Source organism: Streptomyces sp. NPDC000941 (genome assembly GCF_053599555.1).
This window is the reverse complement of sequence record NZ_JBSFMM010000257.1, coordinates 1-15,095: the sequence shown is the minus strand read 5'-3', so window position 1 is coordinate 15,095 and position 15,095 is coordinate 1. Positions and strand designations below refer to the sequence as shown.

The following is a 15,095-nucleotide window of genomic DNA, read 5'->3' as shown; positions in this document are numbered from 1 at the left end:
TTATATATGTGAGACATTAAGGAGGGGGGCGCGGGAGGGCCGGCTGAGGGCGGCGCCCCGCCCGGCGCGCTTCCGCCCCTTGCTCCCCCACCCGCCCGCGCCCGCCGGGCCCGCCCCGGGCGGCGCGCGGTGCGTTCGGCCCGGCCTTCCCGCCAGCGCTTAGCGATCTTTTCACCCCATACATCGCCTTATCGGGCCTATCCGGACGCATCACCCTATAGTGGGCTGACGGTGAGCGCTGTTCTCTCCTGTCCGGAGGTGTTCCATGCCCCGATTCAGCATCGTCATCGCCGCCTATCGAGTGCAGGGTTTTCTGAGCAGCTGCCTGGACTCGGCGCTGACCCAGTCGTTCGAGGACATCGAGGTGGTGGCGGTCGACGACTGCTCTCCGGACCACTGCGGCACGATCGTCGACGAGTATGCGGCCCGGGACAGCCGGGTCGTCCCCGTCCACCAGCAGGTCAACTCCGGGCCCGGTCACGCCCGTAACGCCGGGGTCGACCAGGCCACCGGCGACTATCTGCTCTTCCTGGACGGCGACGACACTCTCGCCCCCGGCACCCTCCAGGGCCTCGCCGACCGGCTGGACCTCTGCGCGGACCCGGACATCCTCTACTTCAACCACGTCCGCACCTACTGGTGGGACCGCGCGGAACCCAGCCTCTTCGGCGGGCTGCTGGCCTCGGCCGGGACCGATGTCTTCTCCATCCAGGAGCGCCCGGAATTCCTGCGGATATTCGCGATGTCGTCCAATCGCGTCTACAACCGCGCCTTCTACACCCGCCACGGCTTCGCGTTCAGCGAGGGCATCTACGAGGACGCCCTGCTCTCGTACAAGACGATGCTGACCGCCGAACGAATAGCCTGCGTGGACCTGGTCGGCCTGGAATACCGCCAGCGGCGCTCCGGCGCCAGCACCGGCACCCCCGGCGAGAAACACTTCGCCATCTTCAAGCAGTACGCCCGCCTCTTCGAATTCCTCGACGGCAGACCGCATCTGGAGCCGCTGCGCCCGATGCTCTTCGAACGAGCCGTCTCGCACTTCCTGTTCTGTCTCGGCCGCCGCTCCCGGGTGGCGGCCCAGGACCGGCCCCGCTTCTTCGACCGGGCCGCCGCGTGGTACCGCGACCATGTGCCCGACGGATTCACCCCGCCCGCCGACGCCGAATGGCGCTTCGAGGCGCTGGCGCGCGGCTCCTTCGTCCGCTACCGGGAGCACGAGCTGACGGAGCGGGCGGCGGCCGGGGCCCGCAAGCTCAAGCGGATGACCCGGCGGCCCCTGGCCGCCCGCGCCAAGCGGAGCCTGTACCGGGTCCACCGGCGCCGGTCGGTCGACCCCAACCTGGCCGTGTACTCCGCGTACTGGGGCCGTGGAGTGCTGTGCAACCCAGGGGCGATCTACTACAGGGCCAAGGAACTGGCCCCGGAGGTGCACGGCCTGTGGGTGGTGCGCAAGGCGGCGGTCGACTCGCTTCCGGAAGGCGTCGACTACGTCATCTCCGGGACCCGGGACTTCTATTGGGCGATGGCCCGCGCCAAGTACTTCATCAACAACGTCAATTTCGCCAATGACGTGGTCAAGCGGCCGGGCACGGTGCATCTGCAGACCTTCCACGGCACGCCGCTCAAATGCATGGGCCTTGACCAGCAGCGCTATCCGGCCGCCGCGTCGGGGATGAGCTTCGGCAATCTCCTCAAACGCGTCGACCGCTGGGACTACGCGCTCTCCTCCAACCGGCATTCGAGCGAGGTGTGGGAGCGCGTCTATCCCGCCTCGTACCGGCTGCTGGAGTACGGATATCCGCGCAACGACGTCTTCTTCTCGGCCTCGGCCGAGGACGTCCGGCGCATCCGCAAGGAACTGGAAATCCCGGACGGAGCCCGTACGGTCCTCTACGCCCCCACGATCCGCGACTACCAGAAGGGCTTCACGCCCCGCCTGGACCTCGAGCGCTTCAGCCGCGCCCTGGGCCCGGACGCGGTGCTGCTGGTGCGGGCCCACTACTCGTACCAGCCGCAGGCCGGGCTCCGGCAGCTCCAGGAGGCGGGTCTTGTGGTCGACGTCTCGCGCCACCCGTCGGTGGAGGAGCTGTGCCTGGCCGCCGATGTGCTGGTCACGGACTACTCGTCGATCATGTTCGACTACGCCAACCTGGACCGCCCCATCGTCGTCTACGCGGACGACTGGGACATCTACCAGGCCACCCGCGGCGTCTACTTCGACCTGCTCTCGGGGCGGCCGGGCGATACGCCGGGGCCCGTCGCCCGTACGGAGGACGAGCTGATCGCCGTCTTCCGCGACGACCGCTGGCGCGACGACGACGCGACCGCGCTGCGCACCGCCTTCCGGGCCCGCTTCTGCCAGTTCGACGACGGGCACGCGGCCGAGCGGGTGGTACGGACCCTGATGCTGGGCCAGGACGCGGCCGAGGTCGCCGCCGAGGTCGCCGCCGAGGTCGCCGCCGACAACTCGGCGCGGGCGTCGGTGTTCCAGCGCCATGACCTCCCCGTCAAACGGGGCCTGATCACCGGGGTGCCGCCGCATGCGGCACGGCCCACACCGCTGTCTCCCGACCACAACTGACCCCGCCGCGTCCATGCCGTGAACCTGAACCCGGAGACCGGAGCACCCATGCCCTCTGCACCCCCTCCCCGCGTCAGCGTGATCGTCCCCGCCTACAACGCCATGCCGGAGCTGACCCGCGCCATCACCTCCGCCCTCGACCAGACGCTCGGCCCGGACCGCATCGAGATCATCGCGGTGAACGACGGCTCGACCGACGGCACCGGCGCGGAGCTGGAGCGCCTCGCCCAGGGGCGGCCCGCGCTCCGCGTCGTCCACCAGGACAACTCCGGCTGCGCGGGCGGCCCGCGCAACACCGGCCTCGACCTCGCGCGCGGCGAGTTCGTCTTCTTCCTCGACGCCGACGACTACCTGGGGCCGGACGCGCTGCGCCGCATGGTCGCCATGGCCGACGAGAACGGCACCGACGTCGTCCTGGGCAGGATCGCCTCGGTCGGCGGGCGCGCCGTCCCCCGGGCCGTCTTCAGCCACAACCAGCCCCGTACCGACGTCTTCTCCTCCGCCGCCTATCTGACCCTGGGCCCGTGGAAGCTGTTCCGCCGCTCCCTCATCGAACGGCTGCGGCTGCGCTTTCCGCTCTTCCGCAACTGCGAGGACAAGCCGTTCACCGTGGCCGCCTACCTCAACGCCTCCGGTATCTCCGTGGTCGCCGACTACGACTGCTACTACGTCCGCTACCGCGAGGACCGCAGCAACCTCACCCTCACCGCCGGCGACCTCGTCCACCGCATGGACGGCATCGGGCTGTGCTTCGAGACCGTGGCCCGCTATCTGGAACCCGGTCCGCGCCGCGACCGCATCATGCGCCGCCACGTCGAATGGGAGCTGTGCGGGCCGCTGCGCGGACTGCTGCCCCGCGAGAGCGAACAGGACGCGCGTGAGCGCTTCTATCCGCGGTTCCGGCACTGGGCGCGGACCTGGGCGAGCGACGCGATCTACCGGCAGATCGACGCCCCCGACCGGCTGCTGATCCATCTGCTGCGCGCCGACCGCTTCGCGGACGTTCTGACGGTCGCGCGGAACGCCAGGGAGGACGCGCGGCGCGGCCATGTCATCGACAAGGGCCGCGTCTACTGGGCGCACCCCTTCTTCCGCGACCCGGACGCCGCCGTCCCCGACGACTGCTTCGACGTCACCGACCGGCTGCCGGTCCACCACCGCCTCGACGCGGCGCGCTGGCACGACGGCGGTACTGGTGCCGGTGTGCTCCGCCTGACGGGCCACGCGTACGTCGAGCATGTCGCGGCCCTCCAGCCGTGCACCGAAGTGGTCCTGCGCAAGTACCAGTCCGACCGCCCCGAGGTCCGGGTGCCCACCACCCCCCGCGCCGCCGCCGGTCTGCCCGGCGACGGCGCGTACGAGGGCGCGTACGAGGACGCGGGCTTCACCGCCGACATCGACCCGGCCACCGCCGACGGCGGGGCACCGCTTGAGCGCGGCCTGTGGAACGTCTACCTGGACGTGCGCGCGCAGGGCGTCAGCCGGACCGTACGGTTCGGCGGCACCCGCGAGGGCGGCGAGGCCACCCATCCGAAGCCGCGGAGCGTCAGCGTCAGCGTCACGGCGGGGCCCGACGGGCGGACCACCGTCGTCACGCCGTACTTCACCCCGTACGGCAACTTCTCCCTCGATGTCGGCCAGGTCGCCCACCACCTCGACGCCCCGTGCCAGGTCACCGAGGCGTCCTGGCACGGGGGCAGAAGCGGCGTCCTGGCCGTCAGCGGGCGGCTGACCGCCGCGGAGGGCAGTGGGCTGCTGCTGCGCGCGGAGAACGGAAGCGGCGAGGTGCGCGAGATACCGGTGCGGTGGCATGACGAGCCGTCGGGTGATTTCACAGCCCTGCTGCCCGTCAGAAGGCTCACCCGCGGCCTGTGGACACTGACCCTGGTGATGACGGGCGACGACGGCCCCGAGCCGTGCCGCGCCATGGCCGTGCCCCGCTTCGGCGGTCTGGCCGGGACCCGCTGGTTCCGCTTCGGCCGCCCGTACTACGCCAAACCGCTGTGCTGGGGCCCGGCCATGGCGCTCGCCTTCGAGGTGGCGCCGGTCAGGGTCGCCACGGCCGCGCGGCGGCGACTGCGGCGGCTCCGTCCTTCCCGTGGCGTCGCGCGACAGGGTGGTGGTGTTGCGCGGCCCGGGACAGACGGGACAGGTGGATCGCCCGTACGAGGTACGGGGCGAGCGCCAGCAGGGTGAGCAGACAGGCCCCGGTGGCGGCCGTCAGCCCCGCCACCACCCACCGGGCGTCGCCGGTGGCCAGCGTCCCGGTGAGGCCGAGCAGCGCGGTCAGCTCGTATACGAGCATCCGCTGCCCCGGCCATTCGGTGAGCGACCGCAGCGGCCGGTCGGCGATGCCCGGCAGGCGCGGCGCGACATCGCAGGCCGCGAGCGGAAAGCGGAGCCGTCTGCGAATCATCGTGCGCATCGCGGAGTGCAGCGCCTGGCCGCCCAGCAGGCACATCACCAGCGTGATGGCGGCGGTCAGACCCGTATGGCCCGCCAGGTCCAGCCGGGCGAGCAGCAACAGCAGAACGACGCTGCGCACCTCGAAGCGGTGGGTCTCGCCGACGTGCAGCCGGCTCAGCCGATCCATCAGCCCCGGTTCGGTGCGGTGCAGAAAGAGGTCGCACACCACGCCGAGCAGCGCCGCCGCGGCGAAGGGCCAGCCCGCGCCGCACAGGGCGGTGAAGGGGGTGGCCGCCAGGCAGCCGGCCATCAGGACGAAGGCCGCGAGGCCGAGGGTGCTTCGTATGCCAAGGCGCTCCATGATGTGTGCCCTTCGCTATGGATCAGACATGCTGTTGATCAGACGCACTTACGCAAACATTAGGTGAATGATCACGTCTATACCTTTTGCATGGCTCTGGAGGGGTATGGAGTTGCGGCATTGGTGTGACAAGCGCCGCCCCTACGGCCCAGGCGCGCGGCGGGCCAGCGCCGCCAGGCCCCCCGGACGACCCGGCCGAGAGCCGGGGCGCCGCGCGGGCCGATTGGAAGGCGTCAGGGGGCACCGCCCAGCGGTAGCTGGGGGAGTATCGGGCACGGGATCGTCGGGCGGATGCGGTTCGCGCTGCATGCGACCACCTGAACCGAGGCGAATCCAGTACCTCGCAGGTACCATCCGCCGACGACATCGCCGCCCCAGCTGAGCCGGTTATCCGCTGCCGCGAATCGCTGGGCCTGCCGGGAGGGGGCCCTGTCGTGGTCAGTCAGGAATGAAGGGCTTAATTCGCTGATCTGGTCTCTGTACCAGGCGGAGGCTTTGTCCGGTGCTTCGAAGGTGGCCTTGATCATTCTGGCTGGGCGGAGCAGCCAGTGCGGTACCTCCAGCGGGGGTACTTCGCTCGCCATGAAAGCGGGGCTGGCCGCCGCGATCTGCTTCCACTCCTGGGGTGAGATGTCCTGGACGACGAGGTGCGGCGGCCGGCGCGCGGACTCGTCGTCGTACGTACGCCGCTCTCCGGACCAGCGGTAGCAGTGCCAGTGAGCCGGCATGGGCGGGGGCGGGGCTGTCATGCGGGGTACCTCCTGCGTGGCGGGAGCGGCCCCGTCCTGCAGCGGGGGCTGTCTGCGGACGGGGCCGCCGTTTACCTACGGCACGTGACGCCGGCTACCTCGCGTACTGGCGCCCGTCGTCCGAGTCGCCGGGGGACTGCCCGCCTGGGGACGGGGCGTCCGTGTCCGGCATGGTGTCGCCGTCCTCCGGGTCCTGGCGGACGACATGCTGTAATCGCATGGGGCCTCCTGAGTTCACCCGCGCAGGGGTGTCCCCGCGCGATGGCGCGGTGCTCGTCCCGGCCGCTGGCCTGCAAGCGGGAGGCCGGGGCGAGCCTTGCTGGACGGGACTTCGGCACAGGGGTCCAGACCACGCCGAAGTCCCTTCACCCCTCCCTTGTCGACGGCCGCGCCACGGCTATGCCGACCGGCAGGGGGTCTAGGGGTGGGCCGCTGGGCGACGATGCCTCATTCGCCGCCTCCCGACCGGGCCTGCCGCGCGGCCTCCTCGTAGGCGCGCAGTAGCCGCCCGCCCTCGGAGCAGGCGCCGGGCGTCCGACAGGCCAGGCAGCCCGCAGCGTGCTCCAGGGCCGCGTGCCACCCCACGCGGAGCTGGGAGCCCGCCTCGCACGGGGTGGTGGTGTTCTCGTCGTCGTAGACGATGACCTTCTGCGTGTGGCCGTAGCTGCTGCCCTCGTCGCGCCACTGCGATCCGGTGCGGGATGACACGGTCAGCTTCCGCCGAGGTTTTCGTAGTGGTCACACAGGGCGTTGACGGAGCGAGCGAGCCGCTGGGCGTGCGTGATCCGGGCGGGCAGCGTGGCGCCGGGTTCCAGGCGCATCCGCATGCGGGCCTCGCCGAGGCAGGCGCGTGCGCAGGCGCGCCGAGTGTCGTCATTGGGGAGCCCGTCGGCCATCTGCTCGACTTGGGGGACGGCAAGCACGATGTGCTCGCGCAGCCGGAGTGTGAAGGTTTCCAGTTCCTCGACGGAGGAGAGCTTGGCGTCCTCGGCAAGCAGGCGATGCGCGCCGATGCGCATCGCCTGGATGTCGAGGGGGCGTTGGTCCCGCTCTTCGCTGGTCAGCGGACGGGTGGCAGAAGTGGCCATGCTGACGCTCCTTGTGGCGTTTGCCGCGCCCCGGGAAGGCTCCGCCGCCGCGCCGGGGTTTCGTCGTACCCGCCGACGCTAGGAGTGAGATGTGCAGCACGGTCAGTAATGTGCAGAACTTTGCAGGGTGGTCTGCTGAGCCCGAGCGTTGACGTGCTCGCGCCCTTGACGTGGCCCTCAGGCTGCCCGACTCTTGCGCAAAGAACTGCACATTACGCGGATGGAGGCAGGCGTGCCGCTACGGTTCATCGGGATCGATCCCGACACCAAGACAGGAGACTCCCCGACCGTGTGGGTCGACCAGGAGAAGCACGAACTCGTCTTCCAGGGCTGGAAACCGGGCCTCGAACTCGAAGCCGAGTGCGCGGCGTTCGAGGTGCCGGGGCATGCCGTCGGCATCCCGGACGATGAGGCCGTGATTCGTATCCCCGCCAGGATGGCGCACATGATCAGGGAGGCATGCGATGCCCTCGAGCATCCCGACCATCGCTGACCTGATGGCCGACTGCACGCGCTCCGCCGTGCACCTCGAGATGCGGGACCACTACGGAGTAGCCGCGGAAGCCGACGAGTTCAGGGAGTGGCTGCAAACCGGCAGCTTGGACACCGACCCCGGCTCGCCGGGTTGGGCGCCCTGGGTCGACCTCGTCTCCAGCGCGGTGGCACGCGGTGTCGCCGTGCGCCGGGCCCGGATCGTGTCCGAGCCGGTCACCGACTACATCCGCTACGAGCACGCCTCCACCATCGTCAACGTGCAGGCAGGCGAACAAGTGCGCTGGCTGCCCCGTCGGCGTGCCTCGGACATCGCCCTGCCTGGCAACGACTTCTGGCTGTTCGACGACCACCTGATCCGCTGGGGCTTCTTCTCCGGGAACGGCGCCCTCATCGGGCACGAGATCTCCAAGGACCCGGCGGTCGCCAAGCTGTGCGCGGAGGCTTTCGACGCCGTCTGGGCGCGCGCCACACCCCACGACCAGTACCAGATCCACTGACCAGGAAGCACCGGCAGCCAGCTTATGCCCGTCTCGCCGTCCTCATCTGCCCAGGCCGCACGTGAAGCCGTCGCCCAGCGGCTGCGCGACCTCCGCAAGGAAGCCGGCCTGACGGTCGTGCAGCTGGCTGCCGAGTGCGGCTGGCACTACTCCAAGACCAGCCGCATCGAGAACGCCCTCACCGGGCCGTCCGCCACGGACATCCGCCGCTGGTGTGCCGCCACCTGTGCCGACGACCAGGCGCAGGAACTCGTCGTCCAGTCCATCAACGCTGAGACGATGTACCGGCAGTGGCGCGACCAGGTCCGGGCCGGACTCCGGCACATTCAGGAGAGCCGCGTCCAGGCGTTCCAGGCGACCCAGGTGTTCCGCATGTACTCCTCCAGCCTCGTGCCTGGTCTGCTGCAGACCGAGGGCTACGCGCGGGCCGTCCTCGGGATCGCCGCGAGCGTCCACGACCTGCCTACCGACGATAGTGAGGCGGCGGCCCGCGCGCGGATCGAGCGGTCCCGGATCATCCACGAGCAGGGGCACCGCTTCGTCGTGGTCATCGAGGAGTCGGTGTTGTACTGCCAGGTCGCCGATACTGACGCCATGGCCGCCCAGTTGGGCTACCTGCTGACTGCCGGCGCGCTGCCCGCGGTGTCGCTCGGGATTATCCCGATGGCGGCCCCTCGGACGCACTGGACCGAGGAGACCTTCCACATCTACGACGACCGGATGGTGTCCGTGGAGCTGGTGACCGCCGAGGTGAACGTGGTTCAGCCCGGCGAACTCGCCCAGTATCTGAAGACGTTCGAGCGGCTGCGCAGCATGGCCGTATACGGGGCTGAGGCGCGGGCGTTGATCCTGAAGGCCATCGAGGTTCTTCACTGACTCCGGGCGCGACAAAGTCAACGATTTGGCCCTGGCACACGTCACATCGAGCGTAATCAGGGACGGCGGATCTCGTACACCGGTTAGGACCGACTGAATGCGCCCTGCTCACAGCTGTTGCTGTGGGCAGGGCGCACTGTCGCTGTATGGGGCGGGGCTGGTGCCGGGCTCAGGGGGTGGGGAACTCCGCACGCTGGACGGCGGAGACGAACGATGACCACCCGTCCGCTGAGAAAACCAGTGCCGGACCGTTCGGGTCCTTGCTGTCACGGACGGGAACAACGCCGCGCGAGGCGACGAGGTTGGCGGCGACCTCTATGCAGGCGCCGCCGTTGTTGCTGTACGAGGACTTGAACCAACGGGGGGATTCGGTCGTCACGGGGTGCCCTTTCGCAACTGGCTGATCATGGCCACAGACTGTGCCTGAGAAGGCGCTTCGGCCTGTAGCTGATGGTAGGCCGTCAGTAGGGGCACCACTGAGGTGCTTTCCCGTTCGAAATGGCCCCGCTGGGCGGACTCCGCGTACGACACGAGCGAACGGTCCGACATCGTCAGGATGTAGAGCGGCAGGTCGAACGGGCGGCGCGTCCCCATGTCGAACGGGGCGAGCTGGAGCACGGTGTTCGGCAGCTCGGCGAACTCGAGCAGCCGCGCGAACTGGGCGTCCATGACGGCGGGTTCGCCGATGGGGCGACGGACACAGCTTTCGTCCAGCACCACGAAGACCAGCGGCGGAGGCGTCCGGACTAGCGCGGCTTGCCGCTCCGCGACGAACGCCACCCGCTCCTGCGCCTGCTCGGCGGTGATGGCCCCCCGCTTGACGGCGCTCTCTGCCAAAGCCGTCGCGTACTCCGGTGTCTGGAGCAGGCCCGGGATGACTCCCACTTCGTACAGCCGGATCTCCGCTGCCCGGCCCTCGTGCCCGACGTACTCGGGGAAGCCTTCCAGCAGGCTGCCGTGGCGGATCTTGCGCCACTCGCGCTCGAACGAGTCTTCCGTCCCCTCGATCCCGAAGGCGCGGTCCGTACTGCGCACGAACCGAAGAGTAGGAGGCTTGCGAGCAGTTTCGACGGCCGAAACATGCACGCTGGAATATCCTGTCAGCTCCCCCAGCTCTTCCTGGGTCCAGCCACGGCTCTCACGTAAGCTGCGCAGACGCGCCCCGAAGGCAGCCAGCGGACTGCTGTCCGGATGCAACTCCTTGCGGTTCAAGAGGCGTTCACCGTCCTTCGTTCTTGTTTGAGCAGTTGCTTACTTCCCCACTGAAGGCCACGCTGAACCCCCTTGGTAGTCAAAGCACTACAGAGAGGAGTCGTCGATGTCCAACGAGACCACGACCCCGCCGGGCGGGCGCGAGCCTCAGCCGGTTGGGCAGCAGCAGGGGCAGCAGGGCGGCGACGACCGTCCCACCCTTGAGGAACTGCGACAGCAATCGGCGGCCCTGAGCGAACAGATCACCCAGCATCTGGGGCGGGGGCCGCAGTGAACGGCAGGGACTGGACCAAGGTCCTGCCCAGTCTCGCGGTCGGCATGGTGGTCTACGACCGGCGTTACGACATGCCCGGGACCATCGCCGACTTCGACGGGCCGATGGTGTGCCTCACCCGTCCCACCGGCCTCGAATGGCGATCGCACTGTGCCTCGGTGCGCCCTGCTACGGCATACGAGCGGCGGCAGCTGCGGGCCATCGCCCGGCTGCATGCCCAGCGACAACGAGGCACGGCCTCCGCGTAGGCCCCAGAGCATTTCCCCGGATCGGATTCTCGCCCATGGCTGACGGACCCTGGCACGCCGAATGGACGTTCATCAGCGCATCCGGCGTCACCACAGGAACAGCCAACAGTGCCCGGTACTTCGATATCCGTACCGCCATCTTCAAAGCGGCCGACAAGTCGCTGCGGGACCTGGCACACAATGAAACAGCCGAGAGAGAAGAGCCCTGGAAACTCCTCGTCAGAGCCTTGTACTCCGAAGCAATGCTTACAGCCGACGAGACCGGCACATGGCAATACCTGAGTCCGGACGGCTGGGCGAACGTCACGGTTCGCTTTTCGCCATAAGGGAAAATGTGACCAAACCGGCGGGGCGTCGGGGTGGCGGGCGTCGCCGCCTGGCTTCAGGCCGGTGGTATCGGCCTTGTGGGGCCGACCGGGGAAGCTTCAACGAGGTCTTTGTCGAAACGATATCTAGCATCGTCGGCAAGTGGTATCGTTTCACTGAAGCAAGAGCATCTGCGAAGGGATCATCCATATGACCAGAACCGTCATCGACCTCGACGACGCCATGGTCACCGAGGCCATGCGCATCTTCGGGACGAAAACGAAGGCCAAAGCCGTCCGCCTCGCCATGGAAGACGCCGTCAAGAGGCACCTGCGGCAGGAGGGCTTCGACGCCATGGAGGCCGGCGAGCTCGACTTCAGTGAGATCGTCGAGAACACCGGGCCCCGCAACGCAGACGGTTCCCTCAAGCGCGACGGCGACCGCGACGGAGGCCGCGCCGCCTGATGCAGGACCGCTACCTGATCGATAAGTCCGCCCTCGCCCGCTGGACGAAACCGAGCGTCAAGGAGGTGCTGAAGCCTCTGCACGAGCGCTACCTCCTCGCCGTGTGCCGGCCCACCGAGTTCGAGATGATCCACTCCGCACGGGACAGCTCGGAAGCAACACGGATCAGCACCTGGCTCCACGCCTTCGACTACCTCCGCACCGACGACGACATTTTCGTACGCGCTCTCGAGATCCAGCGCCATGCCCTCAACGCAGGCTTCCACCGCGCTCTGTCCCTCCCCGACCTGCTGATCGCCGCCACAGCGGAACTGAACCGGCGGACGGTCCTCCACTACGACGGAGACTTCGACATGATCGCCTCCCTCACCGGCCAACCCACCGAATGGGTCGTTCCGCCCGGCAGCGCCGACCGATGAGCACCTACGGCCCCGACCCGCGGCGGGCCAGCGCCGCCAGGGCGGCCAGGCCCGCCCGGAGCCTGCGGGCGGCGTACGGCCGGCGGGGGGCCGGGGCGCGGGCGGACGGGAGGTACGGGGCGTTCCAGGCGTCGGGGAAGGGCGAGCCGCCGGGGGTGAGGAGGTTCGTCGTCTCGTCGCACGCCAGGATCGCGATCAGCCATCGCCGTACGGCCCGGTGGAAGTCCGGGGTCAGCGGGGCCGGGGCGAGCAGCCAGTCGCGGCACTGGCCGCTGACGGCGCGCCGGTAGCCGCTCTCGTCGTAGCGCAGCCAGGGCGCCTCGGGGGTGATGGGGTGCAGCCCGTATCCGCGGGCGACCAGGGGGGCCAGGGACCGGCGCAGCGCGTCGTGGTCGGCGCTGGGCAGCAGTTCGCAGACGATCCAGGGGCGGTGGCGGTCGACGGTGCGCAGCGCGCCCTCCAGCACGGCCGCCTCGAAGGTCTCCACATCGATCTTGACGAGGTACGGGGCGGCGTCCCGCTCCGCCGTGAACGCGTCGACGGTGGTGACCGGGACCCGTACCGAGCCGCTGTGTCTGCGGTGCGCGCTGTTCAGCGAGTTCGAGGACTCCGTCTTCTCCGACAGATACAGCTCGGCGGTCCCGGGCGCCGAGGAGACCGCGGACTCCACCACCTCGTAGGACAGCCGGTTGGACGCGCGGATGCGGCGGCACAGCCCCGCGGTGTCCGGCGTCGGCTCGAAGGCGTACGTCCGCAGCCTGCCGCGCCCGTAGACCGCGCTGATCAGCGCCGAGTACAGCCCGATATGCGCGCCGATGTCGTACACCGCGCTGCCCGTCGGCGCCCGCTGGGCCAGGGCCAGCAGGGTGGCCTGCGTGGTCGGCTCGTACCCGGCCAGCCCCGCCCGGCGCAACTGCCGCTGCACCGCCGTCTGTTTGCGGCTGAGCACGTTCAGCGCCCGCGGATAGGGGCCCTCGGCGGCGATGACGTCCGGATTCAGCGGGAGGGTGATGGCGAGGGGCATGGCTGACGGGCCTCCTGACGGGCGATGGCCCGCTCCAGCGGGCTGGGGACCGGGAAGTAGGCGTCGAGGAAGGGGCGGAGCAGCGCCAGCTGGTCCGCGAGATCCCGCTCGCACGAGACCGTGTCGTTGAGGCAGAACGCCTGGCGGTGCCGGGACCGCAGCAGTCTGGCCAGCCGGGCCGGGATACCGGGCTGGGCCAGGTCGAAGTAGTCGTAGCGCAGCGGCGCGGGCACGGCCCGGCCGGTCAGGAAGGCGTAGTAGTGGTGGAGCGCGGAGGGCAGCGAGATGTCCGAGACGCTGCGCACCCGGCTGGCCATGGTGGTGCGGTACGGGCCGGGGAACTCGCGCTCGATCTCGGCGAGGACGCTTCTGCGCAGCGCGTGCGGGGTGTGCTTGAGCTTCTGCGTCACCGTCGTTCCAAACCTCCCTTCCAGCAGCGCCCGGTTGTTTTTTCCGGCCGCCGAGACCGGGACGTCGCCGGGGTGGGTGGGGCCGAGCGGGATCAGCGCGCGGGAGAGGAAGAACTTCGTCATGCCGTTGGCCAGGAAGAAGTCCTGGGGGGTCACCGGGGAGCCGAGGAACACATCGTCGTTGAAGTACAGGAAGTGCTCGGCAAGACCGTCGATATGGTGCAGCCGGGTCTCGATGGCCTGGGAGTTGAAGGTGGGCAGGGCCCGCGGGTCGTCGAAGATGTCGCGGTGGTCGACGACGGTGATCCCGGGGTGCGCGCTCGCCAGCCACGGCGGCACCTGGTCGTCGGTCACCAGATAGATATGGCGCACCCAGGGGGCGTACATGTGCAGGGAGCGCAGGGAGTAGCGCAGCTCGTCCCGGTTGGCGTAGCGGGCCTCGTTGGCCGCCTGCTCGTGGTACGGACCGGCCGCGTCGTCGCCTTCGGCCGTCCATTCGGCGCGGCGGCTGCGCCATGCGGGGTCCGCGCCGTCGACCCAGGTGTAGACGACGTCGACGGGGAAGCGGACCTCGTCGGGCAGGCGGGTGGTGAACTCGGGGCGGGTGCGCACCAGCGGGCCGGGCTGCCACCCTTCTGCCGGGGCCAGTCGGGTGAAGAGGTGGCCCGGAGCGTGTACGGCGGTGCAGGCGGCGGGCACGAAAGCGGTTGTGCGGTTGGGGCGGGGCGCGATGAGCAGGTCACCGCCTCCGCCCTGGTCCTCATCCTCGGCCCTGCCCCGCCGCCAGAACTCGATATCGCAGCCGTACGCCACACCGAGCACCAGACCCGCGCCGGTGCCTGAGCCGGCGCCTGCGCCGGTGCTCGAGCCAGGGCTCGCGCCGGGGTTTACGCCAGGGCTTGCGTAGAAGCGGGTGAAGCGGACGACGGGGGCGGTGGACAGCCGCCGCCAGGCCCGCACGGTCCGGCCGTCCCGGGGCACCGTCCCGGGGCGCTTGCCGCGCCCGGGCAGTGACACATAGCCGGCCTCCCGGGCGCACAGCTCGCTGAGCGCCGCGACCACTTGGGGCCGCTCATCGGCGGGCACCCCGACGGCCGAGGAGACATTGCCGTACGCGCGGACCACGAAGTGGTCGATCCCCGCCTGCTCCAGCGCCTCGCACACCAGCCGCAGATTCTCGGCGCGTGCGTGCAGCGGGGTGGGCACGGTGGCGACCTGGGCGACCCGCGGCCCGTGCCGGTCGACGACCACGATCCGGTCCGGTTCGGACAGCAGCCCCGCCCGGCGCAGCCGGCGCCGCCCCCACCGCAGCCGCAGCGCGCCGGACGCCGCCGAGAGGCGGCCCAGGCCCCGCATGGCCGCCCGGCGCAGCCCGGCGCCGGTCACCGCGACGACGGCGCGGCGGATGCGGTACGGGACCCGGCGCCGGTAGCGGCGCACCAGGGGTGGGACGTCGGAGCGCCAGGGCAGGTGGGGGGTGGGCGGTGCGGTACGGGGCATCCTGGGTCCTGGTTCTTGCGTCGGTGCTGCTTCTTGCGTCGGTGCTGCTTCTTGTGTCAGGGAAGGCTGCGGGGGAGTCGGCGGTGGGGGTGGCCGGCGGGGTGGCGGGCTACGAGGGCACCTGGGCCGAGGAGGCGGCCGGTGCCGGTGCCGGTGCCGGCGCCGGGCGGTGCGCGGCGGG

Annotated in this window: 18 protein-coding genes; 10 read left to right on the top strand and 8 right to left on the bottom strand. The window is 70.0% G+C overall.

Annotated features, from left to right (window positions below; all coding sequences use genetic code 11):
- Positions 1–265: 265 nt before the first annotated feature.
- Positions 266–2,584: a bifunctional glycosyltransferase/CDP-glycerol:glycerophosphate glycerophosphotransferase gene (locus ACWDSL_RS46055; RefSeq protein ID WP_450494788.1), complete on the top strand. Its 2,319-nt coding sequence runs from the start codon at positions 266–268 to the stop codon at positions 2,582–2,584.
- Between the two features lie 48 nt (positions 2,585–2,632).
- Entirely contained in the window at positions 2,633–4,780 is a 2,148-nt protein-coding gene (locus ACWDSL_RS46050) for a glycosyltransferase family 2 protein (RefSeq protein ID WP_450494786.1), read from the top strand.
- A gap of 804 nt (positions 4,781–5,584) precedes the next feature.
- Here the strand turns inward: ACWDSL_RS46050 and ACWDSL_RS46045 are convergent.
- The 4 genes from ACWDSL_RS46045 to ACWDSL_RS46030 all read right to left on the bottom strand — a co-directional run bounded on the left by ACWDSL_RS46045 (position 5,585) and on the right by ACWDSL_RS46030 (position 7,188).
- Complete coding sequence (locus ACWDSL_RS46045; RefSeq protein ID WP_450494784.1) at positions 5,585–6,100, bottom strand: hypothetical protein; 516 nt, start codon at positions 6,098–6,100, stop codon at positions 5,585–5,587.
- Between the two features lie 94 nt (positions 6,101–6,194).
- Complete coding sequence (locus ACWDSL_RS46040; RefSeq protein WP_450494783.1) at positions 6,195–6,320, bottom strand: hypothetical protein; 126 nt, start codon at positions 6,318–6,320, stop codon at positions 6,195–6,197.
- Between the two features lie 227 nt (positions 6,321–6,547).
- Positions 6,548–6,808 carry a hypothetical protein gene (locus ACWDSL_RS46035; protein WP_450494781.1) on the bottom strand — a complete coding sequence of 87 codons (261 nt, stop codon included), beginning with the start codon at positions 6,806–6,808 and terminating at the stop codon, positions 6,548–6,550.
- A 2-nt stretch (positions 6,809–6,810) separates the two neighbouring features.
- Positions 6,811–7,188, bottom strand: a complete 378-nt coding sequence (locus ACWDSL_RS46030) for a DUF6415 family natural product biosynthesis protein (RefSeq protein ID WP_450494779.1) — start codon at positions 7,186–7,188, stop codon at positions 6,811–6,813.
- A 232-nt stretch (positions 7,189–7,420) separates the two neighbouring features.
- Here ACWDSL_RS46030 and ACWDSL_RS46025 point away from each other — a divergent pair, with 232 nt between their 5' ends.
- From ACWDSL_RS46025 to ACWDSL_RS46015, 3 genes are read left to right on the top strand one after another with little or no spacing between them, the layout of a single operon-like run.
- Entirely contained in the window at positions 7,421–7,681 is a 261-nt protein-coding gene (locus ACWDSL_RS46025; protein WP_450494777.1) for a hypothetical protein, read from the top strand.
- Complete coding sequence (locus tag ACWDSL_RS46020) at positions 7,653–8,180, top strand: DUF6879 family protein (RefSeq protein WP_450494776.1); 528 nt, start codon at positions 7,653–7,655, stop codon at positions 8,178–8,180. Before ACWDSL_RS46025 ends, ACWDSL_RS46020 begins: the two co-directional genes overlap by 29 nt.
- 24 nt (positions 8,181–8,204) lie before the next feature.
- Positions 8,205–9,056 (top strand): helix-turn-helix domain-containing protein, encoded by an 852-nt coding sequence (locus ACWDSL_RS46015; protein ID WP_450494774.1) that lies wholly within the window; start codon positions 8,205–8,207, stop codon positions 9,054–9,056.
- A 169-nt stretch (positions 9,057–9,225) separates the two neighbouring features.
- Here the strand turns inward: ACWDSL_RS46015 and ACWDSL_RS46010 are convergent, their stop codons facing one another.
- Complete coding sequence (locus ACWDSL_RS46010; protein WP_398898701.1) at positions 9,226–9,435, bottom strand: DUF397 domain-containing protein; 210 nt, start codon at positions 9,433–9,435, stop codon at positions 9,226–9,228.
- Positions 9,432–10,268 (bottom strand): helix-turn-helix domain-containing protein, encoded by an 837-nt coding sequence (locus ACWDSL_RS46005; protein ID WP_450494772.1) that lies wholly within the window; start codon positions 10,266–10,268, stop codon positions 9,432–9,434. The genes ACWDSL_RS46010 and ACWDSL_RS46005 overlap by 4 nt, the downstream gene beginning before the upstream one ends.
- A 106-nt stretch (positions 10,269–10,374) precedes the next feature.
- On the opposite strand from ACWDSL_RS46005, the gene ACWDSL_RS46000 reads away from it, so the two are divergent.
- From ACWDSL_RS46000 to ACWDSL_RS45980, 5 genes are all read left to right on the top strand, one after another.
- Positions 10,375–10,542, top strand: a complete 168-nt coding sequence (locus tag ACWDSL_RS46000; RefSeq protein WP_450494771.1) for a hypothetical protein — start codon at positions 10,375–10,377, stop codon at positions 10,540–10,542.
- On the top strand, positions 10,539–10,790 hold the full coding sequence (locus tag ACWDSL_RS45995; protein WP_450494769.1) for a hypothetical protein: 252 nt from the start codon (positions 10,539–10,541) through the stop codon (positions 10,788–10,790). Before ACWDSL_RS46000 ends, ACWDSL_RS45995 begins: the two co-directional genes overlap by 4 nt.
- 35 nt (positions 10,791–10,825) lie before the next feature.
- On the top strand, positions 10,826–11,116 hold the full coding sequence (locus ACWDSL_RS45990; protein ID WP_450494767.1) for a hypothetical protein: 291 nt from the start codon (positions 10,826–10,828) through the stop codon (positions 11,114–11,116).
- A gap of 190 nt (positions 11,117–11,306) precedes the next feature.
- On the top strand, positions 11,307–11,561 hold the full coding sequence (locus tag ACWDSL_RS45985; protein WP_450494766.1) for a type II toxin-antitoxin system VapB family antitoxin: 255 nt from the start codon (positions 11,307–11,309) through the stop codon (positions 11,559–11,561).
- Entirely contained in the window at positions 11,561–11,980 is a 420-nt protein-coding gene (locus ACWDSL_RS45980; RefSeq protein WP_450494764.1) for a PIN domain-containing protein, read from the top strand. Before ACWDSL_RS45985 ends, ACWDSL_RS45980 begins: the two co-directional genes overlap by 1 nt.
- A gap of 4 nt (positions 11,981–11,984) precedes the next feature.
- Here the strand turns inward: ACWDSL_RS45980 and ACWDSL_RS45975 are convergent, their stop codons facing one another.
- Together ACWDSL_RS45975 and ACWDSL_RS45970 are read right to left on the bottom strand one after the other, a co-directional pair.
- Positions 11,985–13,004 carry an FkbM family methyltransferase gene (locus ACWDSL_RS45975; RefSeq protein ID WP_450494762.1) on the bottom strand — a complete coding sequence of 340 codons (1,020 nt, stop codon included), beginning with the start codon at positions 13,002–13,004 and terminating at the stop codon, positions 11,985–11,987.
- Positions 12,977–14,914, bottom strand: a complete 1,938-nt coding sequence (locus ACWDSL_RS45970) for a stealth family protein (protein WP_450494760.1) — start codon at positions 14,912–14,914, stop codon at positions 12,977–12,979. Before ACWDSL_RS45970 ends, ACWDSL_RS45975 begins: the two co-directional genes overlap by 28 nt.
- Positions 14,915–15,095 lie beyond the last annotated feature (181 nt).